Origin of the sequence: Klenkia soli (genome assembly GCF_900103975.1) — a bacterium.
GTDB classification, from domain to species: Bacteria; Actinomycetota; Actinomycetes; order Mycobacteriales; family Geodermatophilaceae; genus Klenkia; species Klenkia soli.
Genome location: NZ_FNIR01000004.1, coordinates 209,043 through 232,260, shown reverse-complemented (window position 1 = coordinate 232,260; position 23,218 = coordinate 209,043). Strand labels below are relative to the sequence as shown.

Sequence of the window (23,218 nt, the reverse complement as noted above, 5' to 3'; positions counted from 1 at the left end):
ACGGCCTGGACCCGGCCGCCCCTCGGTCCTCCTCCTACGTGAAAATCCGTCCTCCCCCACCAACTCTGGTGGAGGAGGACGGACTTCGATCAGGGGACCTGATCCACGCTGGGCGCGGACGCTACCTGCGGGCGGTGATCTGCTCCGTCGCGGCGGGGACGACGGTGTTCAGGTCGCCGACGACGCCGAAGTCGGCCAGCTCGAAGATCGGGGCCTCGGGGTCCTTGTTGACCGCGACGATCGTCTTGCTGGTCTGCATGCCGGCCCGGTGCTGGATGGCCCCGGAGATGCCGACGGCGATGTAGAGCTGCGGCGACACCGTCTTGCCGGTCTGCCCCACCTGGAACGAATGCGGGTAGAAGCCGGAGTCGACCGCGGCGCGGGAGGCACCGACGGCGGCACCCAGGGAGTCGGCCAGGCCCTCGATGACGGAGAAGTTCTCCGCCGAGGCCACGCCACGACCACCGGAGACGATGATCGAGGCCTCGGTGAGCTCGGGGCGGTCGGACTTCTGCTCGACCACCCGGTCGGTCACCTTCGTCAGCTTCGCGGCGTCGGAGATCGAGACGGTGACCGCCTCCTCCTCGGCTGCACCGGCCGCAGGCTCGGGGGTGACCGAGTTGCCGCGCAGCGTGTAGATCGGGGTGCCGGTGGTGACCTTCGAGTGCACGATCGTCGCGCCGGCGAAGGCCACCTGCGTGGCGGTGCCGTCGGCGGCGATCTCGGTGACGTCGGTCAGGAAGCCCGAGCCGGTCTTGATCGCGAGGCGACCGGCGATCTCCTTGCCCTCGGACGACGACGGGATGACGACGGCGGCCGGGGACTTGTCGGCGACCAGCTGGGCGAGCACCTCGGCCTTGGGGGCCACCAGGTAGGCGTCGATGTCGTCGGACTCGCCGACGTAGACCTTGGCGGCGCCGTACTCGGCGAGGGCGTCCTTCACCGACGCGGCGGTGCCGGCCGCACCGAGCACGACGGCCGAGGGCTCGCCGAGCGCACGGGCGGCGGTGAGCGCCTCGAGGGTGGTCTTGCGGACGCCGGACCCGTCGGGGGCGACCTCGACCAGAACCAGAACTTCAGCCATGACTGCTTCTCTCTCCTTCGACTCTGGTCCGGGTCAGACGATCTTCTGGGCGGCCAGGTAGCCGACGAGCTTCTCGGCGCCGTCGCCCTCGTCGGTCACCTTCACGCCCTCGCCCTTGGGCGGGCGCCCGGCGAAGTCCAGCACCTGGCTGGTCGCGCTGGCCAGGCCCACCGAGCCGGCGTCGACGCCCAGGTCGGCCAGCGACTTGGTCTCGACCGGCTTCTTCTTGGCGGCCATGATCCCCTTGAAGGAGGGGTAGCGGGGCTCGTTGATGGTGTCCCAGGTGGACACGATGGCCGGGGTCTGGGCCTCCAGGGCCCAGAAGCCGCCGTCGGTCTGCCGCTCCACCTTCAGCGTGGAGCCGTCGACGGTGAGCTTGCGGGCACCGGACAGGTGCGGGACGCCGAGCCGCTCGGACAGCAGGGCCGGCATGACCGAGACCTGGCCGTCGGTGGACTCGGCACCGCAGATCACCAGGTCGTACTCGAGCTGGGACAGCGCCGCGGCGATGACCGCCGAGGTCTGCACCGCGCACGAGCCGTGGATCGCGTCGTCGGTGACGTGCACGGCCTTGTCGGCGCCCATGGACAGCGCCTTGCGGATCGCGTCGGTGGCACCGGCCGGGCCGACGGTCAGCACGGTGACCTCACCGCCCTGGGACTCCTTGACCGTCAGCGCCTCCTCGATGGCGTACTCGTCCATCTCGTTGATCACGTTGTCGGCGCTGGCGCGGGCGACGGTGTTGTCCGAGCTGTCCAGCGCACGCTCGCTGCCGGAGTCGGGGACCTGCTTCACAAGAACGACGATGTTCATCGCACCTCCGCGGGTGAGTTCGAGGGTTGCGGGCGCGAGCCCGCACACGCACTGATGATCCAGGTTACTCGTGGGTAACGTCTGGGCGTCAGACGGCCCGGGGGTGACTCCAGTCACCGCTGACTGCGAACCGTCGCAGCGTGGCCGTGTGCGGGGCCAGGTCCATGCCCTGCGCGGCGATCCAGTCGTCGGAGTAGTAGGTGTGCGCGTACCGCTCGCCGCCGTCGCACAGCAGGGTGACCACGCTGCCGGTCCGACCGGCCGCGACCATCTCGGCCACCAGCTGGAAGGCCCCCCACAGGTTGGTCCCCGTCGAGCCGCCGGCCCGCCGTCCCATGACCTGCTCGAGGTGCCGCACCGCCGCCAGCGACGCGGCGTCGGGCACGCAGAACATGCGGTCGACGATGGTCGGCACGAACGACGGCTCCACGCGGGGTCGGCCGATGCCCTCGATGCGCGACGGGCGTCCGGTGGCCGTCGGGTCGCCGTCCCGCCAGCCGGGGAAGAACGCCGACCCCTCGGGGTCGACGACCGCCAGCCGGGTGGGCAGCCGGCGGTACCGCAGATACCGGCCGATGGTCGCGCTGGTGCCCCCCGTGCCGGCGCCGACGACGACCCACTCCGGCACCGGGTTCTGCTCAGCGGCGAGCTGCTCGAAGACCGACTCGGCGATGTTGTTGTTCCCGCGCCAGTCGGTGGCCCGCTCGGCGTGGGTGAACTGGTCCAGGTAGTGCCCGCCGGTCTCGGCGGCGATGCGGCGGGCCTCGTCGTAGACCGTGCCGGGGTCGGTGACCAGGTGGCAGCGGCCGCCGTGGAACTCGATGAGCGCGATCTTCTCGCGGCTGGTCGAGGACGGCATGACCGCGACGAACGGCAGGCCCAGCATGCGGGCGAAGTAGGCCTCGCTCACCGCCGTCGACCCGCTCGAGGCCTCGACGACGGTGCCGCCCTCGCGGATCCAGCCCGAGCACAGGGCGTGCAGGAACAGCGAGCGCGCCAGCCGGTGCTTGAGGCTGCCCGTGGGGTGCGTGGACTCGTCCTTGAGGTAGAGCTGCACGCCCCACTCCGGCGGCAGCGGGTACACCAGCAGGTGGGTGTCCGCGCTGCGCCGGGCGTCGGCCTCGACCAGCGCGATCGACCGCTCGACCCAGGCCCGCCCGGCGTCGTCGCAGCGGTCGAGGTGTGCGGGGCGGTCGGGGGCGCTCACCCGTGCATCCTCACACCGCGCCGACGAGCACCGGCCGCTCGGCCGGGGTCACCGTCACCGCGGTGCCCGGGGTGAGCTGCTGGCTGTCGGCGCTGGCCACGTCGACGACCACCTCGGCGCCGTCGGGCAGCGCCACCGCCAACCGGGTGGAGGCGCCGGAGAACGTCCGGGTCACCACCCGGCCCGCCCCGGCGGCGTCCGCCCGGACCAGCAGGGACTCCGGCCGCACCAGGGCCACGACGTCGCCGCTGACGGGCACGTCGCCCACGGCCGGCCGCCGGACGCCCATGAGCTCGACCCCGCCCTCGGTGCGCGTCGCGGGGATCCGGTTCATCGTGCCGACGAACTCGGCCACGAACGCCGTCGCGGGCCGCTCGTAGAGCTCGTCGGGGCTGGCCACCTGCTCCAGCCGCCCGGCCCGCAGCACGCCCACCCGGTCGGCCACCGAGAGCGCCTCGGCCTGGTCGTGGGTGACGAAGACGGTGGTGATGCCCAGCTCGAGCTGGATCCGCCGGATCTCCTCGCGCAGCTGCACCCGCACCTGGGCGTCCAGCGCGGAGAGCGGTTCGTCCAGCAGCAGCACCTTCGGGGCGACGGCGAGCGCCCGGGCCAGCGCGACCCGCTGCTGCTGACCGCCGGAGAGCTGGTGCGGGTAGCGGCCGGCGTTCGCGGCCAGCCCGACCAGCTCCAGCAGCTCCGCCGCCCGGGCCTTCCGCTCCTTGGCCGGTCGCCGCCGCACCTGCAGGCCGTAGCCGACGTTCTCGGCGACGGTCAGGTTCGGGAAGAGGCTGTAGGCCTGGAAGACCATGCCCATGTCCCGCTTGGCCGGCGGGGTGCCGGTGACGTCCCGGCCGTCGACGAGCACCTGGCCGTCGTCCGGGCGCTCGAAGCCCGCGATCGCCCGCAGCGCGGTGGTCTTGCCGCAACCCGAGGGCCCCAGCAGGGCCAGGAACTCGCCCCCGGCGATGTCCAGGTCCAGCCCGTCGAGCGCGAGCACGTCGCCGTACCGCCGGGTGAGCCCGACCAGCTGCACCCCGACCCCGGGGGTGTCGCGCAGCGCCTCGACGCCGGCGGGGCGGTCGGGGGTGGTGGTCATCAGGAGTCCTTCCCCGCACGGCGGCGGTCCAGCGCGGAGATGAGCAGGAGCAGACCCCAGGTGACGACCAGGGAGAGCACCGAGACCGACACCGACAGCTGCGGCTGGGACCCCGAGACCTCCACGATCCAGGTCGGGAACGTCTGGAAGCCCAGGATCGAGGCGATGGTGTACTCCCCCAGCACCAGGGCCAGGGTGAGGAACGCGGCGTTGAGCACCGAGGTGCGCAGCACGGGCAGGACGACGCCCACCAGCACGCGCGGCCACGAGGCGCCCAGGCTGCGGGCGGCCTCGGTGAGGGTGCGCAGGTCCACCGAGCGGATGCCGGCGTCCAGCGCCCGGTAGACGAACGGCAGCGCCAGGACGACGTAGACCAGCACCAGGATCCAGGGCAGCGAGGGTTCCTGGAGGGCGAAGAACGCCTCGGCCAGCGGGGTGCCGTAGAAGTAGTCGGGCGCCCAGGCCAGCACGCTGCGCACCCCCACGACCAGGGCGATCGGCGGGAGCACCAGCGGCAGCAGCGTGAGGATCTCGACCGTCGGGCGCAGCCGGGGCAGCCGCAGGTCGACCAGCACCATCGTGGGCAGCATCAGCAGCAGCGACAGCACCACGGTGAGGACGGCGAGGACCAGCGAGCGGCCGAACGCCTCGGCGAACCCCGGCGCGCTGGGGATGCCGGTGTAGAACTCGGCCGTCAGCGCCCCGTTGCTGCGGGAGGAGTACCAGACCGACGCCGCGATCGGCACGAGGAAGTACAGTCCCAGCACGGCCAGCGTCACGACCCGCCACGCGCCGGCGCCGCGCCGGCGTGGCCGGCGCCCGGTCTCCGGGGCGACCGTGGTCGGCAGCGTCGCGGTCACTGCAGCCACCGCTGGGTGCGGCGCTGGACCCAGGTGTAGAAGACCATCACCACGCCGATCAGCGCGACCATGCCCAGGGCCAGGGCCTTGCCGAGGTTCTCCGAGCCGACCAGCACGTTGGAGCTCAGCGCGTCGGCGATCTGCAGGGTCACCAGCGGCACGCTGGAGCCGACCAGTGCCCGGGCGGTCGCGTAGGCGGCGAACGACGAGGCGAACAGCAGCATGGTGGCGCCGATGACCGGTGGCGCCAGCACCGGACCGCCCACGTACCGCCAGTACTGCCAGCCGGTGGCGCCCAGGTTGTCCGAGGCCTCCCGCCACTGCGGGCGCAGGCCCTCCAGCGCCGGGACGATGGTCAGCACCATCAGGGGGACGAGGAAGTACAGGTAGACCACGGTCAGGCCGCTCATCGAGTAGAGCGAGAACCCGCCCAGCCCGACGCCGAAGTCGCGCAGCAGGACCGTCAGCACCCCGGCCTGCCCGCCGATGGTGGCGATGAACGCGAACGCCAGCGGGATGCCGCCGAAGTTGGCCAGCACGCCGGACGCGGTGAGCACCAGCCTGCGCAGCAGCCGGCCCCGCCGGGCACCCAGCACCGCGACGGCCAGGGCGAGCCCGAGGACGGCACCGATCACCGCGGTGGTCAGCGACAGCTGCAGGCTGCCCAGGTAGGCCCGCCGGTAGGCCCCGTCGGTGACGGCGACGATCGAGTCGGTGGACCAGGACTCCTGGTAGGTCACCGGGTCGGTGGCGCGGAACGCCTCGACCGCGAGCACCCCGATCGGCAGCAGCAGGAAGACGGCCAGGTAGCCGAAGAACGGCAGCGTCCCGAGGACGGCGAGCAGGGTCGCCCGCCGTCCCCGGGACCGCGGGGCGTGGGTCTGCGTCAGCCCGAGATCTCCGTGTTCCAGCGGCTGGCCACGACCTGCTGCGCAGCGGTCTGCTGCGCCTGGGTCGGGAACTCCGCGGTGCCCTCGACGGCGGGCAGCGCAGCCAGGGCGTCGGCGTCGGCCGTGCCGTCGGCCTGCATCGTGGGCAGCAGCACCGGGCGTGCGCCGCCGGCCAGCCAGGTGTTCTGGCCGTCGACCGAGTAGAGGTACTCCTGCCACAGCCGGGCGGCGGCCGGGTGCGGGGCGAAGGCGCTGATGGCCTGGCTGTAGTACCCGCCGAACAGGCCGTCGGTGGGCACGTTGACCTGCCACTCCACGCCCTGGTCGGCGAGGGTGCCGGTGAGGCCGGAGTTCAGGTAGTCCCAGTCGATGGCCAGCGGGGTCTCCCCGGACTGGATGGTCGCCGGGGTGATCTCGACCGGGTTGAAGTTGCCGGCCGCCTTGACCTGGCCGAAGAAGTCGATGCCCGGGCCGATGTCGTCCAGGCTGCCGCCGGTGGCCAGCGAGGCCGCCCACACGCCGCCGAAGGCCGCCGCGGCCTGGGTCGGGTTGCCGTTGAGCGCGACCTGTCCGGCGTACCGCGGGTCGAGGAGGTCCGCCATCGACGTGGGGCAGACCTCGATCACCGTCGCGTTGCAGCCGATGCTGACGTACCCGCCGTAGTCGTTGTACCAGAGCCCGTCGGGGTCCTTCTGGTCGTCGGGGATGTCGTCCCAGGCGGCCACCTGGTAGGGCGCGAGCAGGTCCTGCGCCGCGGCCTGCTGAGCGAACGCGGTGCCCAGGTCGAGCACGTCGGGGGCCCGGTCCTGGCCGCGCTGGCTGATGACCGCGTTGAGCTCGTCCTGGCTGGACCCGTCGGGCGTGGCCGAGTTGATCTCGATGCCGTACTTCTGGCTGAAGTCGTCGAGCATCGTGCCGTAGTTGGCCCAGTCCCGGGGCAGGGCGATGACGTTGAGCGTGCCCTCGGCCTTCGCGGCGGCGACCAGGGCATCCATGTCGCCGAAGTCCGCCAGCGACGTCGCGCTCGCGGCGTCGGAGTCCGATCCGCCCCCACCGCCGGAGGACCCGCACGCGGTCAGCGCCAGTCCCACGGCCACCAGGGCCGTGGACGCTCGGAGGGTGGTCCTGTGCACGTGGCGCTCCCGTCGTCCGTCACCGTGCTCCCGCGGAGCACGACTGACCTGCGGAAAGTAACCCCTTCCGAGGTGTCGCGGTCCCCTTTTCGACGTGACCGGCCGGTGTCGGGACGACGACGGACCGGTCGGGCCCGGATCCCCCGGGCCCGACCGGGTCTCAGCGGCCGGTGAAGGTCGCCTTGCCGGGACCGTCGGCGATGAACGAGGCCATGCCGTTCTTCTGGTCCTCGGTGTCGAACAGGCCGGCGAACAGCTCGGACTCCAGCGCCAGGCCGTGGTCGAGGGTGCCGTCCAGGCCCTCGTCGATGGCTCGCTTGGCCGCCGCCAGCGCCAGCGGCGGACCCGCGGCGAACTTGCGCGCCATGGCGACCGAGGCCGCGTACACCTGGTCGTCGGGGACGACGGCGTCGGCCAGCCCCAGCTCGAGGGCCTCCTCGGCGCCGACGTGCCGGCCGGTGAAGACCAGGTCCTTGGCCTTCGCCGGGCCGACCAGCCTGGCCAGCCGCTGGGTGCCCCCGGCGCCGGGGATGACGCCGAGCAGGATCTCGGGCTGGCCGATCTTGGCCGACTCGCCGAGCACCCGGAAGTCCGCGCACAGCGCCAGCTCGTAGCCGCCCCCGAGGGCGTAGCCGGTGATCGCGGCGACCACCGGCTTGGGGATGCGGGCGACCTCGCGGAAGGAGCTGGTCAGCTCGCGGCCCCAGGCCACCATCGAGGAGCCGGTCAGCTGCGACATGGCCTTGATGTCGGCGCCGGCGGCGAACACCCGCTCGCCGCCGTAGAGCACGACCGCCCGGACATCGGCCCGGCTGCCGGCCTCCTGCGCCGCGGCCCGGACCTCCCAGTGCAGCTGCTCGTCGATCGCGTTCATCTTCGGGCGGTCCAGGCGGATGGTGCCCACGCCGTCCTCGACCTGCAGCGTCACGAACTCCGGCTCGGCCATGCGGTGCTCCTCTGATGGGGGACGGCGTCGTCACCGCCCACCGTAGGCAAAGGAACCTCTGCACCCCCGATCGGGCTCAGGAGGGGGTGCAGAGGTTCCTTTGCCGACGAGTTCGGGCGCGCCGGGTTCAGGCGTCGGTGGCGCGGCGGGCGGTGAAGCGGCCGCGGACCCGACCCAGGGCGAGCGTCAGGCCGAAGGTCTCGCTGAGCAGCGGGGCGGTGATCACGTCGTCCACGGCGCCGGCCGCGACCACCGCGCCGTCGCTCAGCAGCATCGCGTGGGTGTAGCCCGGTGGGATCTCCTCGACGTGGTGGGTGACCAGCACCTGGGCCGGCGCGTTCGGGTCGCGGGCCAGGTCGGTCAACCGGGTGACGAGGTCCTCGCGGCCGCCGAGGTCGAGACCGGCGCCGGGCTCGTCGAGCAGCAGCAGCTCGGGGTCGGTCATCAGCGCGCGGGCGATCTGGGTGCGCTTGCGCTCGCCCTCGCTCAGCGTGCCGAACTGCCGGTTGGCGTAGGGCCCGACGCCCCACTGGTCCATCAGCATCGCTGCGCGGGTGAGGTCGTGGATGTCGTAGCGCTCGCGCCAGCGACCGACCACGGCGTATCCGGCGGACACCACGACGTCGCCGACCCGCTCGGCGGGGGCGATCCGCTGGGCCAGCGACGCGCTGGTCAGCCCGATGCGGGGGCGCAGCTCGAACACGTCGACCGCACCCAGGGTCTCGCCCAGCAGGGTCACGGTGCCGCGGGTGGGGTGCATCTGCGCCGAGGCCAGCTGCATGAGGGTGGTCTTGCCGGCACCGTTGGCGCCCAGCAGCACCCACCGCTCGTCCTCGCGGACGGTCCAGTCCACCCCGCGCAGCAGGTGCGCACTCCCCCGGACGACGTCGACACCGGAGAGCTGGACCACCGCGGGGCTAGGCACACCCCCATCCAACCAACCCCGACGCCCACCTCCACGGCCCGGACCCGGGTGTCGGGCACGATGCGGGGATGGCAGATCGAGCAGCTGGTCCGTCGTCCGAGGTGTGGCCGGGCAGCCCGGCACCCCTCGGGGCGCACTGGGACGGCACGGGCACCAACGTCGCGCTGTGGTCGGCGGGTGCGTCGGCGGTCGACCTGTGCCTGTTCGACCCCGACGGCACCGAGCACCGGCAGCGCCTGCAGGAGACCACCCACCAGGTCTGGCACGGCCGGCTGCCCGGCGTCGGACCCGGTCAGCGCTACGGCTACCGCGTGCACGGCGGTTACGACCCCTCCTCCGGCAACCGGTACAACCCGGCCAAGCTGCTGCTGGACCCCTACGCCCGCGCCGTCGACGGCGAGCTGAGCCTCGACCCCGCTCTCTTCGGCTACGCCGAGGGCCACCCCGATGCCGGCTCCCCCGACCACCTCGACTCCGCCCCCTTCGTGCCCCGCGGGGTGGTCATCCACGACTCGTTCCCGTGGGCCGGCGACGCCCCGCCGCGCACGGCGTGGTCGGACACCGTCATCTACGAGGTGCACGTCAAGGGCGCGACCATGCGCCACCCCGACGTCCCCCCGGCCCTGCGCGGCACCTACGCCGGCCTGGCCCACCCGGCCTTCGTCGAGCACCTGGTGTCCCTGGGCGTGACGGCGGTCGAGCTGCTCCCCGTGCACCACTTCGTCTCCGAGCCGCACCTGCTGCGCCGCGGGCTGAGCAACTACTGGGGCTACAACACCCTGGGCTACTTCGCCCCGCACGCCGCCTACTCCTCCGCCGGCACCGGCGGGGCGCAGGTCACCGAGTTCAAGGCCATGGTCAAGGCGATGCACGCGGCGGGCATCGAGGTGATCCTCGACGTCGTCTACAACCACACCGCCGAGGGCGACCACACCGGCCCGACCCTGTCGTTCAAGGGCATCGACAACAGCGGCTACTACCGGCTCGCCGGCGGGGAACCGGCCCGGTACACCGACTACACCGGCTGCGGCAACACCCTCGACGTCCGCCGTCCCCAGGTCCTGGCCCTGCTGATGGACTCCCTGCGCTACTGGGTCACCGAGATGCACGTCGACGGCTTCCGCTTCGACCTCGCCTCGGCGCTGGCCCGCTCCTTCCACGACGTCGACCGGCTGTCGGCGTTCTTCGACGTCGTCCACCAGGACCCGGTCGTCTCGCAGGTCAAGCTGATCGCCGAGCCCTGGGACGTCGGCGAGGGCGGCTACCAGGTCGGCAACTTCCCGCCGCTGTGGACCGAGTGGAACGGCAAGTACCGCGACACCGTCCGCGACGTGTGGTCCGGCGCGCACGTCGGCGTCCGGGACCTCGCCTACCGGCTGACCGGGTCCAGCGACCTCTACCGCTCGGACGGGCGCCGTCCCTTCGCGTCGGTGAACTTCGTGACCGCCCACGACGGGTTCACCCTGCGCGACCTCTACACCTACGAGCGCAAGCGCAACGAAGCCAACGGCGAGGAGGGCCGGGACGGCGAGAGCCACAACCGCGGCTGGAACTGCGGCGTCGAGGGGCCCTCCGACGACCCGTCCGTGGTCGAGCTGCGGCAGAAGCAGGCCCGCAACGTGCTGGCCACCCTGCTGCTGTCCACCGGCGTCCCGATGCTCACCGCCGGCGACGAGCTGGGCCGCACGCAGGGCGGCAACAACAACGCCTACTGCCAGGACACCGAGGTCTCGTGGCTGGACTGGGGCGCGATCGACGCCGACCTGTGGACCTTCGCCTCGCGGGTGATCGCCCTGCGCCGGGCCTCCCCCGTGCTGCGCCAGGAGGCGTTCTTCGACGGCCACGAGGTGCCCGGCTCCGGCGGCACCCGGGACCTCGCCTGGTTCGCCCCCGGCGGCGGTCAGCTGACCACCGAGGACTGGTACGACACCGGCCTGCAGACCATGGGCATGTACCTGGACGGCCGCGGCATCCGGCACCGCGACGAGCGCGGCCGCCCGGTGGTCGACGACTCCTGGCTCATCTGGGTGCACGCCGGCCCCGAGGACGTCACCGTCCACCTCCCGGGCGCCCCGTGGGCCGACGCCTACGAGTTCGCCGTCAGCACCGAGTACGCCACGGGTGCGCCGCCGCACCCCCTGATCGTGGCCCCCGGCCCGATCACCATGCCCAGCAGAAGCGTCTGGGCCCTGAGAGTCGTCCGCAGGCCGTGACGCAGGGGTCGCGACGAGGGGGCCCGGAGGGTCCCCGAGGAGCGACCGGGACCAACCCCGAGGAGCCGGGGACGAACGGGTGAGATCCGTCGGGAGGTGCCCCCGGCGACCCCGAGGAGGGGGCCCGGAGGGTCCCCGACCGAGGGGCTCAGCGGCTCAACGCCGTCGGGGACGGCCGTTGGCCGCGGTGCGACCCGAAGGGTCGCGATGAGCACAGATCACTCCGCCGGCTGCTCGAAGGTGATGACGGTCCAGCCGAGCAGCAGGCGGTCGCCGTCGGACAGGGCGTGGGCGACGCCGGGCTCGAGCTGGGTCCACTCGGTGGCCTCGGGGCCGGCGACGTGGGTGCCGTTGAGCGAACCCAGGTCGACCAGCGAGACCTCGCGGCCGGCGCGCTGGATGGCGGCGTGGGCCGACGAGAGCACGTTCTGGGTGTCGGCGATCGGCACCGGCTTGGCGGTGCCGGAGGTCACGAGCTCGTGGCCGTCGGGACGTCGGCCCAGCACCAGGTCGCTGTCGACGTCGACGACCATGCCGTCGTCGAAGCGCAGCACCGGGGCGGCCGGCGGGTCGGGGGCCCAGAAGGCGGTGGCCGCACCGGCCTGGGCGACCGGCTGGGGCTCGGAGACCGGCGCTGCGGCCGGGGCGCTGAAGCCGGCGTCGGAGCTCGCGGTGAAGCGCTCGGCGGCCGGGGCCGCGGCGGGTGCCGGAACGGCGACCGAGACCGGCGTCGCCGCCGTCAGCTGCAGGGTGGCGCCGCTGCCGGGGACGGTGCCCTCGACGAGGTCGAAGGCGACGCCCGGGGGCACCGGGGACGGCGAGGAGCCCGGCCCGACGTAGAGGCTGGAGCCCAGGTCGAAGCCGCTGGCCAGGCTGCAGCCGCCGTCGGTGGGGCGACCGGAGACGGGCACGCCGTCGACGGCGGGCTGGCCCTTGCCGGCCCACAGCGCCACACCGGCGCCGGAACCGTCGGCCGAGTCGGTGAGCACCAGGGCGAAGGACGCACCGCCGGAGGCGAGCGCCGAGACCTGCCCGGCGACCGCGGTCAGCACCCGGTCGGCGCCGGGGCCGGCGACCCCGAGGCAGGCGTGCAGCGTCGCGACGAGGGCGGGCGAGCCGGGGGCGTCGACCCACAGCAGGCCGCCGGCACGGCGGGCGACGACGTTGTCTCCGGGGAGAACCTCACAGCGGTCGGGCATGGCGGCCACACTAATGATCGACGCCGGGTGATCGCCCCCGCTCGGGGCAGCCACGCCGGAGCGTGACGACGAACATGGTCCCTTCGTCACCGCCAGTCACGGCAGTCTCACCCGGTGGTCGCCGCGGGGCCGGTTCGTCCACCGACCGTCGAGCGGCGGTGGACGATCCGGCCCCGGGATGACCATCAGGCGTTGGTGACGACCCCCAGCTCGGCCGGGGTGGCCAGCGCCGGCGAGGACGGCAGCACCCGCACCGTGTAGCCGAAGGCGCCGGTCCGCTCGAGCGGGATGGTCGCGGTGAACCAGTGCCGCGAACCCTCGGTGGCCTCGTGCGCCATGCCCACCGCGGTCACCTCGTGCAGCCCGTCGGTGTCGTCGACCCGGCCGTAGGCCGCCTGCACCTGGACGTCGCCCGGGACCAGCCCGGGGAGCTCCACCTCGGCCCGCAGGTCGATGGTGGACCCGATCTGCGGGGTGTCGCCGACCCCGGTCGCCTCGACGTGCGCCACCCGGACGCTGCCCCAGTTGCTCACCAGGTGCGCGCGCCACGCCGCCTGCTCGCGGGCCACGGTGTAGCCGCCCTCGGCCAGCGTGCGCGCGGACCCGGCGGCCGGGACGTAGAGCTGCTCGACGTAGTCGGCGACCATGCGGCTGGCCAGCACCTTGGGGCCGAGCTCGGTCAGGGTGTGCTTGACCATCTCGACCCACCGGGTGGGTACGCCGTCCCGGTCGGTCTCGTAGAACCGGGGCAGCACCTGCCGGTCCAGCAGCTCGTAGATCGCGGTGGCCTCGACGTCGTCACGCCGGTCGGGGTCCTCGACGCCGTCGGCGGTGGGGATCGCCCAGCCGTTCTGGCCGTCGAACCACTCGTCCCACCAGCCGTCCTTGATGGACAGGTTGAGCCCGCCGTTGAGCGCGGACTTCATGCCCGACGTGCCGCAGGCCTCCAGCGGCCGCAGCGGGTTGTTCAGCCAGACGTCGCAGCCCCAGTACAGGTAGCGGGCCATGCCGATGTCGTAGCCGGGCAGGAAGGCGATGCGGTGCCGGATCTCGGGGTCGTCGGCGAACTTCACCATCTGCTGGATCAGCTGCTTGCCGCCGTCGTCGGCGGGGTGGCTCTTGCCGGCGATGACCAGCTGGATCGGCCGCTCGGGATCCAGCAGCAGGGCCTTGAGCCGCACCGGGTCCTTGAGCATCAGGGTCAGCCGCTTGTAGGAGGGGACCCGTCGGGCGAACCCGATGGTCAGCACGTCGGGGTCGAAGACCGAGTCGGTCCAGCCCACCTCGGCCTCGGACGCACCGCGGGCCAGCGCGCTCTCGCGCACCCGACGACGCACCTCCTCGACCAGCCGACCGCGCAGCAGCCGGCGGGTGCTCCACAGCTCACCGCTGTCGATCCGGTCGACCTGGTCGAAGCGGACGGGGCCGTCGACGTCGACCGGGTCGCCCTGGCTGGAGGTCTGGGTGCCCAGCTCGACCAGCTCGCGAGCGGTCCAGGTGGCCGCGTGCACCCCGTTGGTGATCGAGGAGATCGGGACGTCGTCGGCGTCGAAGCCCGACCACAGGTAGCCGAACATGTCCCGGCTGACGTGCCCGTGCAGCTCGCTGACGCCGTTGGCGCGCTGCCCCAGCCGAAGGCCCAGGTGCGCCATGTTGAACTTGGTCGGGTCCTCCTCGGCACCCAGCGGCAGCAGGTCGTGCACGCCGACGCCGAACCCGGCGAAGTACCGCTCCACCAGGGCGCGGGGGAACCGGTCGATGCCTGCGGGCACCGGGGTGTGGGTGGTGAACACCGTGCCGCCGCGCACCGCCTGCAGCGCCTCGGCGAAGGACAGGCCGTGGGACTCGGTCAGCTCGCGGATGCGCTCGATGCCCTGGAACCCGGCGTGGCCCTCGTTGGCGTGGAACACCTCGGGCTGCGGGGTGCCGGTGAGCGAGCAGTACGCCCGGACGGCGCGCACGCCGCCGATGCCCAGCAGCATCTCCTGGCGCAGCCGGTGGTCCTCGCCGCCGCCGTAGAGGCGGTCGGTGACGCCGCGCTCGGCCGGGGTGTTCTCCTCGATGTCGCTGTCGAGCAGCAGCAGCGACACCCGGCCGACCTGGGCCCGCCAGACGTGGGCGTGCAGCGTGCGGCCCTCGGGCAGCGGCACGGTGATGACCACGGCGGCGCCGTCGGCGTCGCGCAGCAGCTTCACCGGCAGCCCGTGCGGGTCCAGCGCCGGGTAGTGCTCGAGCTGCCAGCCGTCGGCCGACAGCCCCTGGGAGAAGTAGCCGGCCCGGTAGAGCAGCCCGACGCCGATCAGCGGGACACCGAGGTCGGAGGCGGCCTTCAGGTGGTCACCGGCCAGGATGCCCAGACCACCGGAGTACTGCGGCAGCACCTCGGTGATGCCGAACTCGGCCGAGAAGTAGGCGATGCTGGCCGGCGCCTCGGCCCCCAGCGACTGGTACCAGTGCGGGGCCTCGAGGTACTCCTGCAGGTCGTCGGTGACGTCGGAGAGCCGGCGGAGGAACTTGCGGTCCTTCGCCAGCGCGGCCAGGCGCTCGGCCGAGACCTCGCCCAGCACGCGGACCGGGTCGTTGCCGCAGGAGGTCCAGAGGTCGGGGTCGACGGCCTCGAAGAGGTCGCGCGTCTCGGGGTGCCAGGACCAGCGCAGGTTCATGACCAGCGGGGCAAGAGGGAGCAGCGCCTCGGGCAGCGCTGCGCGGACGGTGAGTCGTCGGAGGGCTCGCACGGCGCCGACCCTAGTGGCCCCCACCGACGCGTCCAGGGGTTCGCGAGCGGCAGCTGGAACCGTTCAGCACCGGGCGACCCGGCCGATGTGCCCTTCGGCATCCACGCCGATAGCGTGACGGGGGTGACTGGCCGCGCTGACCTCCGTCTGGGCATCACCGACATCGCGCCCGTCGTCGCGTGCGGGAGCTTCTCCTCCCGCGCCGTCGTCGGGGAGCACATCCCGATCACCGCCACGGTGTTCCGCGAGGGGCACGACGCCGTGGCGGCCAACGTGGTCTGGAGCCCCCCGGCCACCCCGGGCAAGCGGGCCACCCGCCCGCCGCTGCTGCGCATGCGCCCCTACTCCGACCAGCCCGACCGCTGGACGACGACCGTCGTCCCCGACCGCGAGGGCCTGTGGACCTACCAGGTCGAGGCGTGGGACGACCCCATCGGCACCTGGCACCACGCCGTCGAGGTCAAGGTCGAGGCCGGGCAGGGGCCGGCCGACCTGGCCAACGACCTGGAGGAGGGCGCCCGGCTGCTGGACGCGGTCGGCAAGACCGTCCCGCGCGAGCACCGCAGCGCGGTCGCGGCGGCCGCCGTGGCCCTGCGCGACGAGGGCCTGGAGCTCTCGGCCCGACTGGCCCCGGCCCTGGCCCCGGCGATGACCGAGCTGCTGCACGCCCACCCGGTGCGCCGGCTGGTCACCCGCTCGCCCCGCTACGAGGTCTGGGTCGACCGGGTCACCGCCCTCTACGGCTCCTGGTACGAGTTCTTCCCGCGGTCCGAGGGTCCCGTCGTCGACGGGAAGCCGACGCACGGCACCTTCGCCGACGCGGCGGAGCGCCTGCCGGCGATCGCGGCGATGGAGTTCGACGTCGTCTACCTGCCGCCGATCCACCCGATCGGCACGGTCAACCGCAAGGGCAAGAACAACACCCTGACCACCGTCGAGGGCGACGTCGGCTCGCCCTGGGCGATCGGCAGCGCCGACGGCGGCCACGACGCGGTGCACCCCGAGCTGGGCACGATGGCCGACTTCGAGGCCTTCGTGGCCCGCACCCGGGAGCTGGGCATGGAGGTGGCGCTGGACTTCGCGCTGCAGGCCGCGCCCGACCACCCGTGGGTCACCGAGCACCCCGAGTTCTTCACCACCAAGGCCGACGGCACCATCGCCTACGCCGAGAACCCGCCGAAGAAGTACCAGGACATCTACCCGATCAACTTCGACAACGACCCCGACGGCTTCTACGCCGAGGCCCGCCGGGTCCTGCAGGTGTGGATCGACGCCGGGGTGAAGGTCTTCCGGGTCGACAACCCGCACACCAAGGCGATCAACTTCTGGCACTGGCTGATCTGGGACGTCAAGAAGAGCCACCCCGACGTGCTGTTCCTGGCCGAGGCGTTCACCAAGCCGGCGATGATGCACCAGCTGGCCCGGGTCGGCTTCACCCAGAGCTACACCTACTTCACCTGGCGCACGCAGAAGTGGGAGATCGAGCAGTACGGCCGCGAGCTGGCCTCCACCGCGCACTACATGCGGCCCAACTTCTTCGTCAACACCCCGGACATCCTGCACGCGTCGCTGCAGTTCGGCGGCCCGCCGATGTTCAGGATCCGGGCGGTGCTGGCGTCGATGATGAGCCCCACCTGGGGCGTCTACTCCGGCTACGAGCTGTACGAGCACGTCGCGCTCAAGCCGGGCAGCGAGGAGTACCTGGACACCGAGAAGTTCCAGCTCCGCCCCCGCGACTACGAGGGCGCGCTGGCCCAGGGCCGCTCGCTGACCCCCTACCTGACCCGGCTGAACCAGATCCGCCGGCAGCACCCCGCGCTGCAGCAGCTGCGCACGCTGACCTTCCACCCGGTCGACAACGAGAACCTGCTGGTGTTCTCCAAGACCGACCCGGGCTCGGACGACGCCGTCCTGGTGGTCGTCACGCTGTCCAGCCAGCACACCCAGATCGGGACGACGGCGCTGGACATGGCCGCCCTGGGCCTGGAGTGGTCCGACCGGTTCACCGTGACCGACGAGATCACCGGCGCGCAGTACGAGTGGGGCCAGTTCAACTACGTGGAGCTGGACCCCTACCGCGAGCCCGCGCACGTCTTCACCGTCACCCGGCACGCCCCGCTCGGCTGACCCGCTCTCCCCCGCGCCCCTTCCCCTCCGAGAGTCGAGGACCGACCTCCCCATGACCGTCCCCGTCCCCAACGCTGCCCGACCGGGTCTCCCCGCCCCCGGCGCCGACCCGGAGTGGTACAAGCGCGCCGTCTTCTACGAGGTGCTCGTCCGCGGCTTCGCCGACAGCAACGGCGACGGCATCGGCGACCTCCGCGGCATGATCGGCAAGCTGGACTACCTGCAGTGGCTCGGTGTCGACTGCATCTGGCTGCCGCCGTTCTTCGCGTCCCCGCTGCGCGACGGCGGCTACGACGTCGCCGACTACACCGCGGTGCTGCCCGAGTTCGGCGACATCGAGGACTTCACCGAGCTGGTGGCCCAGGCCCACAGCCGCGGCATGCGCGTGATCATCGACTTCGTCATGAACCACACCTCGGACCAGCACCCCTGGTTCCAGGCCAGCCGCAACGACCCCGAGGGCCCGTACGGGGACTTCTACGTCTGGCGCGACGAGGACACCGAGTACGCCGACGCACGGATCATCTTCGTCGACACCGAGGTCTCGAACTGGACCTTCGACCCGGTCCGCAAGCAGTACTTCTGGCACCGCTTCTTCAGCCACCAGCCCGACCTGAACTTCGAGAACCCGACGGTGCAGGAGGCGATCATCGACGCCCTGCGCTTCTGGCTCGACCTGGGCATCGACGGCTTCCGGCTCGACGCTGTGCCCTACCTGTTCGAGGAGGAGGGCACCAACTGCGAGAACCTCCCGAAGACCCACGCCTTCCTCAAGAAGGTCCGCTCGGTGGTCGACGCGGAGTACCCGGACCGCGTGATGCTCTGCGAGGCCAACCAGTGGCCGGCCGACGTCGTCGAGTACTTCGGCGAGGACGGCGACGAGTGCCAGATGGCCTTCCACTTCCCGGTCATGCCCCGGTTGTTCATGGCCGTCCGCCGCGAGCAGCGGTTCCCGATCTCCGAGATCATGGCCCAGACCCCGGCCATCCCGGACAACTGCCAGTGGGGCATCTTCCTGCGCAACCACGACGAGCTGACCCTGGAGATGGTCACCGACGAGGAGCGCGACTACATGTGGGGCGAGTACGCCCAGGACCCCCGCATGAAGGCCAACATCGGCATCCGCCGGCGGCTGGCCCCGCTGCTGGACAACGACATCGACACCCTCGAGCTGTTCACGGCGCTGCTGCTGTCCCTGCCCGGGTCGCCGGTCATGTACTACGGCGACGAGATCGGCATGGGCGACAACATCTGGCTCGGTGACCGCGACGGCGTCCGCACCCCGATGCAGTGGAGCCCCGACCGCAACGGCGGGTTCTCCACCGCCGACCCGCAGCGCATGCACCTGCCGCTGATCGCCGACCCCGTCTACGGCTACCAGGTCACCAACGTCGAGGGCCAGCTGCGCAACTCCAACTCGCTGCTGCACTGGACCCGCACGCTGATCTCGGTGCGCAAGGAGCACCCGACCTTCGGCGTCGGCACCTTCGCCGAGATCGGCTCCCGCAACCCCACGGTGCTCACCTTCGTCCGCGAGTTCGGCGACGACGTCGTGCTGTGCGTCAACAACCTGTCCCGGTTCCCGCAGCCGGTCGAGCTCGACCTCCGCCGGTTCGAGGGCTACACCCCCGTCGAGCTGACCGGGCGGGTCGAGTTCCCGCAGATCGGCGTCCTGCCCTACATGCTCACCCTCGCCGGGCACGGCTTCTACTGGTTCGAGCTGTCCAAGCCCGCGGAACCGGTCACCGAGGAGGACGACGACGCCTGGGAGACCGCGACCAGCTCCAGCGTCGCGCAGTCTCTGCTGGACGCCGGGGTCGTCGGCTCGACCGAGGACCCGCCCGGTGGCACCGGCGGGCTGGGCGTCGAGGAGGGCACCCGATGAGCGCGCTGACCGACCTCCTCGCCGAGTGGATGCCGCACCAGCGCTGGTTCCCCGGCAAGGGCCGCGAGTGGTCCGGGATCACCGAGGACGGCTTCTTCCTCGACGAGGGGACGCCGGCGGTGTCCGTGCACCGGGTCCGGGTGACCTACACCGACGGCGGTGCCGAGACCTACCTGGTCCCGCTCTCCTGGCGGGGCGCCCCGGACGACGAGCTGGCCCACGCCTACGTCGGTGCGGTCGGGGACAACCACGCCTACGACGGTCTGCGCGACCGCGAGGCCACCGTGCCGTGGCTGACCCACCTGGTCGCGGCCTCGACCGTCGGTCCGCTGCACTTCCACCCGGCGGGCGTCGCCTACATCCCCGAGGGGGTGCCCGGCGACGTCATCTCCGGCGAGCAGTCCAACACCTCGCTGATCTACGGCGAGACCGCGATCATGAAGGTGTTCCGCCGCCTCGAGCCCGGGCTCAACCCCGACGTCGAGGTGCACGACGCGCTGCGGGCGACCGAGAACCCGCACATCGCCCCGCTGCTGGGCCACGTGGAGGTCGACGAGGACGGCGGCGAGTCGGCCACCGTGGCCTTCCTGCAGTCCTTCGTCCCCAACGCCAGCGACGGGTGGCGGCTGGCCACCTCGAGCGTGCGGGACCTCTACGCCGAGGCCGACCTGCACGCCGACGAGGTCGGCGGTGACTTCGCCGGCGAGGCCGAGCGGCTGGGCGAGGCCACCGCCAGCGTGCACCGCGACCTCGCCCGGGTGCTGCCGACCGCCGAGGCCGGTGCCGAGTGGTACGCGCAGCTGGCGGCGCAGCTCATCGCCCGGCTCGACGCCGCCACGGCGATCGTGCCCGAGCTGGCCGAGCACGCCGACGGGCTGCGCGTCCTCTACGGCGCCGTCGGCGACATCGCCGAGCCGACCACGGCCCAGCGCGTGCACGGCGACCTCCACCTGGGTCAGGTGCTGCGCACCACGACCGGCTGGATCGTGCTGGACTTCGAGGGCGAGCCGGCCCGCTCGCTGGCCGCCCGGCGCGAGCTGGACTCCCCGCTGCGCGACGTGGCCGGCATGCTGCGGTCCTTCGACTACGCCGCCCGGCACATGCTGGTCGAGCAGCCCGGCGACCCGCAGCTGGCCTACCGCGCGCAGGAGTGGGCCGAGCGCAACCGCACCGCGTTCTGCGCCGGCTACGCCGCAGCCAGCGGTACCGACCCCGCGACCTCGCCCCTGCTGCGCGCCCTCGAGGCGGACAAGGCCGTCTACGAGTGCGTCTACGAGGCGCGCAACCGGCCGAACTGGCTCATGATCCCGTTGACCTCCCTGGCCCGGCTCGCCAGCAGCTGACCGACCCATTCATCCGTGCCCCCGGGGCACGCAGGCAGGACGGAGCTCCCATGACGACCCAGGACCAGCCGAACGACCCCCTCGACCCCGACGACCTCCAACGGGTCGTGACCGAGAAGACCGAGGCGTTCGAGGCCGAGCTCGAGCAGGCCGAGCGGGACAGCCCCAGCCCGCCCAGCACCGGCGTCACCGCCACGCCCGTGGTCGCCCCGGCCCCGATCGCCGAGCCCGGCAACCCGTCGGCGCCCTCGGCGCCGCAGCCCGAGCCGCCCGACGACGACCCGGCCGAGGTCTCCTACCCCGAGCCCCGCGAGGACGGCACCCAGGCCGGCACCGGTGGCGACTCCCCCGCCCGCACCTCCGACATCAGCCCGGCGTCCACCAGCCCGGACGACGACGGCGGCACCCCGGAGCCGTCCCCCACCGCGGACCCCGCCCCGGGCAGCACGCCCGCCGACGAGGACCACGGGTTCTCGGGCTTGACCGGCGTCGCGTCCCCCGGCCGCACCCGCTCGGCCTCCGCGGCGGCCCCGACCGCCCCGGCCGTGGTCGAGGGCGCCCCGGTCGACGCCGCGGCGGTGCGGGCGGTCGTCGAGGGCTGGTCGCACGACCCGCACGGCATCCTCGGGGCGCACCCGGTCGGCGACGGCTGGGCGGTGCGCACCCTGCGCCCGGACGCCGTGTCGGTCAGCGTGGTCGACCAGGACGGCAGCCGGTACGACGCCACCCAGCTGCACGGCGGCGGGGTCTACGAGGCCACGCTGCCCCAGCAGCCCGGCGACTACCGGGTCGAGGTCGTCTACGGCGACGGCCAGGGCGGCACGAACACCGTGCTGGCCGACGACCCGTACCGGTGGCTGCCCACCCTCGGCGAGGTCGACCAGCACCTGATCCGCGAGGGCCGGCACGAGCGCCTGTGGGAGGTGCTCGGTGCGCACGTGCGCAGCTACGACACCCCCGGCGGCACCGTCACCGGTGTCTCGTTCGCCGTGTGGGCCCCCAACGCCCGCGGGGTGAAGGTCACCGGCGACTTCGACTGGTGGCAGGCCCGCGCGCTGCCGATGCGCTCGCTGGGGTCCTCCGGCGTCTGGGAGCTGTTCGTGCCCGGCGCCGAGGTGGGGCAGCGGTACCGCTTCCACGTGCTGGGCGCCGACGGCCAGTGGCGGGAGAAGAGCGACCCGATGGCCTTCGCCACCGAGGTGCCCCCGCTGAACGCCAGCGTCATCACGCAGTCCACCTACGAGTGGGCCGACGACGAGTGGCTGGCCGACCGGGCGCTGGGCAACTGGCACGAGCGGCCGGTCAGCGCCTACGAGGTGCACGTCGGGTCCTGGAAGCAGGGGCTGTCCTACCGGCAGCTGGCCGACGAGCTGGTCGAGTACGCCACCTACGCCGGGTTCACCCACCTGGAGTTCATGCCGGTCGCCGAGCACCCCTTCGGCGGCTCGTGGGGCTACCAGGTCAGCGGCTACTTCGCGCCGTCGGCCCGCTTCGGCGTGCCCGACGACTTCCGCTACCTGGTCGACAAGGCCCACCAGGCCGGCCTCGGCGTCCTCATCGACTGGGTGCCGGCGCACTTCCCCAAGGACGCCTGGTCGCTGGGCCGCTTCGACGGCACCGCGCTCTACGAGCACGGCGACCCCCAGCGCGGCGAGCAGATGGACTGGGGCACGTTCGTCTTCGACTTCGGCCGCTCCGAGGTGCGCAACTTCCTGGTCGCCAACGCCCTGTACTGGTGCAAGGAGTTCCACGTCGACGGCCTGCGGGTCGACGCCGTCGCCTCGATGCTCTACCTCGACTACTCCCGCAAGGAGGGCGAGTGGACGCCGAACGTGCACGGCGGGCGGGAGAACCTCGAGGCCGTGGCGTTCCTGCAGGAGATGAACGCGACCGTCTACCGCGAGGTGCCCGGCGTGATGACCATCGCCGAGGAGTCGACCGCGTGGCCGGGCGTCACCCGGCCCACCTACCTGGGCGGCCTGGGCTTCGGCTTCAAGTGGAACATGGGCTGGATGCACGACTCGCTCGGCTACGTCGAGAAGCAGCCGGTGCACCGGGTCTACCACCACAACCAGCTGACGTTCTCCCTGGTCTACGCCTACAGCGAGAACTACGTGCTGCCCATCAGCCACGACGAGGTCGTCTACGGCAAGGGCTCGCTGCTGCGCAAGATGCCCGGCGACCGCTGGCAGCAGCTGGCCAACGTGCGTGCCTACCTGGCCTACATGTGGGCCCACCCCGGCAAGCAGCTGCTGTTCATGGGCCAGGAGTTCGCCCAGGACGGCGAGTGGGCCGACTCCCGCTCGCTGGACTGGTGGCACCTCGACGACCCCGCGCACCGCGGGGTGCTCTCCCTGGTCGCCGACCTCAACGGCCGGTACAAGGAGAACGAGGCGCTCTGGAGCCAGGACGTCGACCCCGCCGGTTTCCAGTGGATCGACGCCAACGACGCCGCGGGCAACGTGCTGAGCTTCCTGCGCTACGGCAAGGGCGGCCAGGCGCTGGCCTGCGTCGCCAACTTCGCCGGCACCCCGCACTCCGGCTACCGCATCGGGCTGCCCCGCGGTGGCCGCTGGCGCGAGGTGCTCAACACCGACGCCGAGGCCTACGGCGGTTCCGGCGTCGGCAACCTGGGGGGCATCGACGCCGTCCCCGAGCCGTGGCACGGCCAGCCCTTCTCGGCCATGGTCAGCGTGCCTCCGCTGGCCACCACCTGGTTCCTGCACGAGGGCTGAGCCCTGCGGTGCGGACCACCCACCCGA

General features: G+C 72.5%; 16 protein-coding genes. 5 read left to right on the top strand and 11 right to left on the bottom strand.

Annotated features, from left to right (window positions below):
• Positions 1–121: 121 nt before the first annotated feature.
• From BLS67_RS07865 to BLS67_RS07825, 9 genes are all read right to left on the bottom strand, one after another.
• Positions 122–1,084: an electron transfer flavoprotein subunit alpha/FixB family protein gene (locus BLS67_RS07865; protein WP_091242599.1), complete on the bottom strand. Its 963-nt coding sequence runs from the start codon at positions 1,082–1,084 to the stop codon at positions 122–124.
• Between the two features lie 33 nt (positions 1,085–1,117).
• A complete protein-coding gene (locus BLS67_RS07860) occupies positions 1,118–1,897 on the bottom strand; it encodes an electron transfer flavoprotein subunit beta/FixA family protein (protein ID WP_091242596.1) in 780 nt (259 codons plus the stop codon).
• Positions 1,898–1,985: 88 nt separating this feature from the next.
• Positions 1,986–3,104 carry an L-cysteine desulfhydrase Cds1 gene (gene cds1 / locus BLS67_RS07855; protein WP_091242593.1) on the bottom strand — a complete coding sequence of 373 codons (1,119 nt, stop codon included), beginning with the start codon at positions 3,102–3,104 and terminating at the stop codon, positions 1,986–1,988.
• 10 nt (positions 3,105–3,114) lie between these two features.
• Positions 3,115–4,200 carry an ABC transporter ATP-binding protein gene (locus BLS67_RS07850; RefSeq protein ID WP_091242590.1) on the bottom strand — a complete coding sequence of 362 codons (1,086 nt, stop codon included), beginning with the start codon at positions 4,198–4,200 and terminating at the stop codon, positions 3,115–3,117.
• A complete protein-coding gene (locus BLS67_RS07845; protein ID WP_207500409.1) occupies positions 4,200–5,060 on the bottom strand; it encodes an ABC transporter permease subunit in 861 nt (286 codons plus the stop codon). The genes BLS67_RS07850 and BLS67_RS07845 overlap by 1 nt, the downstream gene beginning before the upstream one ends.
• Positions 5,057–5,836, bottom strand: a complete 780-nt coding sequence (locus tag BLS67_RS07840) for an ABC transporter permease (protein WP_242653905.1) — start codon at positions 5,834–5,836, stop codon at positions 5,057–5,059. The genes BLS67_RS07845 and BLS67_RS07840 overlap by 4 nt, the downstream gene beginning before the upstream one ends.
• A 110-nt stretch (positions 5,837–5,946) precedes the next feature.
• Positions 5,947–7,047: an ABC transporter substrate-binding protein gene (locus tag BLS67_RS07835; protein ID WP_242653904.1), complete on the bottom strand. Its 1,101-nt coding sequence runs from the start codon at positions 7,045–7,047 to the stop codon at positions 5,947–5,949.
• A gap of 196 nt (positions 7,048–7,243) precedes the next feature.
• Positions 7,244–8,029: an enoyl-CoA hydratase/isomerase family protein gene (locus BLS67_RS07830; protein ID WP_091242587.1), complete on the bottom strand. Its 786-nt coding sequence runs from the start codon at positions 8,027–8,029 to the stop codon at positions 7,244–7,246.
• 127 nt (positions 8,030–8,156) lie between these two features.
• Positions 8,157–8,954: an ABC transporter ATP-binding protein gene (locus BLS67_RS07825; RefSeq protein ID WP_242653903.1), complete on the bottom strand. Its 798-nt coding sequence runs from the start codon at positions 8,952–8,954 to the stop codon at positions 8,157–8,159.
• 68 nt (positions 8,955–9,022) lie between these two features.
• Here BLS67_RS07825 and glgX point away from each other — a divergent pair, with 68 nt between their 5' ends.
• Positions 9,023–11,167, top strand: coding sequence for a glycogen debranching protein GlgX (gene glgX, locus BLS67_RS07820; RefSeq protein WP_091242580.1), 2,145 nt, complete (start codon positions 9,023–9,025; stop codon positions 11,165–11,167).
• Between the two features lie 218 nt (positions 11,168–11,385).
• Here the strand turns inward: glgX and BLS67_RS07815 are convergent, their stop codons facing one another.
• Both BLS67_RS07815 and glgP read right to left on the bottom strand, forming a co-directional pair.
• Positions 11,386–12,366, bottom strand: a complete 981-nt coding sequence (locus BLS67_RS07815; RefSeq protein WP_091243129.1) for an FHA domain-containing protein — start codon at positions 12,364–12,366, stop codon at positions 11,386–11,388.
• Between the two features lie 185 nt (positions 12,367–12,551).
• Positions 12,552–15,101 carry an alpha-glucan family phosphorylase gene (glgP, locus tag BLS67_RS07810; protein WP_091242576.1) on the bottom strand — a complete coding sequence of 850 codons (2,550 nt, stop codon included), beginning with the start codon at positions 15,099–15,101 and terminating at the stop codon, positions 12,552–12,554.
• 123 nt (positions 15,102–15,224) lie between these two features.
• Between glgP and BLS67_RS07805 the strand changes: the two genes are divergently transcribed.
• From BLS67_RS07805 to glgB, 4 genes are read left to right on the top strand one after another with little or no spacing between them, the layout of a single operon-like run.
• Complete coding sequence (locus tag BLS67_RS07805) at positions 15,225–17,228, top strand: alpha-1,4-glucan--maltose-1-phosphate maltosyltransferase (RefSeq protein ID WP_091242573.1); 2,004 nt, start codon at positions 15,225–15,227, stop codon at positions 17,226–17,228.
• A 52-nt stretch (positions 17,229–17,280) separates the two neighbouring features.
• On the top strand, positions 17,281–19,113 hold the full coding sequence (gene treS, locus BLS67_RS07800) for a maltose alpha-D-glucosyltransferase (protein ID WP_091242570.1): 1,833 nt from the start codon (positions 17,281–17,283) through the stop codon (positions 19,111–19,113).
• Complete coding sequence (locus tag BLS67_RS07795; RefSeq protein WP_091242567.1) at positions 19,110–20,456, top strand: maltokinase N-terminal cap-like domain-containing protein; 1,347 nt, start codon at positions 19,110–19,112, stop codon at positions 20,454–20,456. The genes treS and BLS67_RS07795 overlap by 4 nt, the downstream gene beginning before the upstream one ends.
• A 50-nt stretch (positions 20,457–20,506) precedes the next feature.
• Positions 20,507–23,191, top strand: coding sequence for a 1,4-alpha-glucan branching protein GlgB (gene glgB, locus BLS67_RS07790; RefSeq protein ID WP_091242564.1), 2,685 nt, complete (start codon positions 20,507–20,509; stop codon positions 23,189–23,191).
• The last annotated feature ends 27 nt before the right edge of the window (positions 23,192–23,218 follow it).

Excerpts from the sequence above, each read along its gene's own strand:
- BLS67_RS07795 (WP_091242567.1), top strand. The coding sequence starts at position 19,110 with ATGAGCGCGCTGACCGACCTCCTCGCCGAGTGGATGCCGCACCAGCGC.
- glgB (WP_091242564.1), top strand. The coding sequence starts at position 20,507 with ATGACGACCCAGGACCAGCCGAACGACCCCCTCGACCCCGACGACCTC.
- treS (WP_091242570.1), top strand. The coding sequence starts at position 17,281 with ATGACCGTCCCCGTCCCCAACGCTGCCCGACCGGGTCTCCCCGCCCCC.
- BLS67_RS07865 (WP_091242599.1), bottom strand. The coding sequence starts at position 1,084 with ATGGCTGAAGTTCTGGTTCTGGTCGAGGTCGCCCCCGACGGGTCCGGC.
- BLS67_RS07850 (WP_091242590.1), bottom strand. The coding sequence starts at position 4,200 with ATGACCACCACCCCCGACCGCCCCGCCGGCGTCGAGGCGCTGCGCGAC.
- BLS67_RS07860 (WP_091242596.1), bottom strand. The coding sequence starts at position 1,897 with ATGAACATCGTCGTTCTTGTGAAGCAGGTCCCCGACTCCGGCAGCGAG.
- BLS67_RS07830 (WP_091242587.1), bottom strand. The coding sequence starts at position 8,029 with ATGGCCGAGCCGGAGTTCGTGACGCTGCAGGTCGAGGACGGCGTGGGC.
- BLS67_RS07815 (WP_091243129.1), bottom strand. The coding sequence starts at position 12,366 with ATGCCCGACCGCTGTGAGGTTCTCCCCGGAGACAACGTCGTCGCCCGC.
- glgX (WP_091242580.1), top strand. The coding sequence starts at position 9,023 with ATGGCAGATCGAGCAGCTGGTCCGTCGTCCGAGGTGTGGCCGGGCAGC.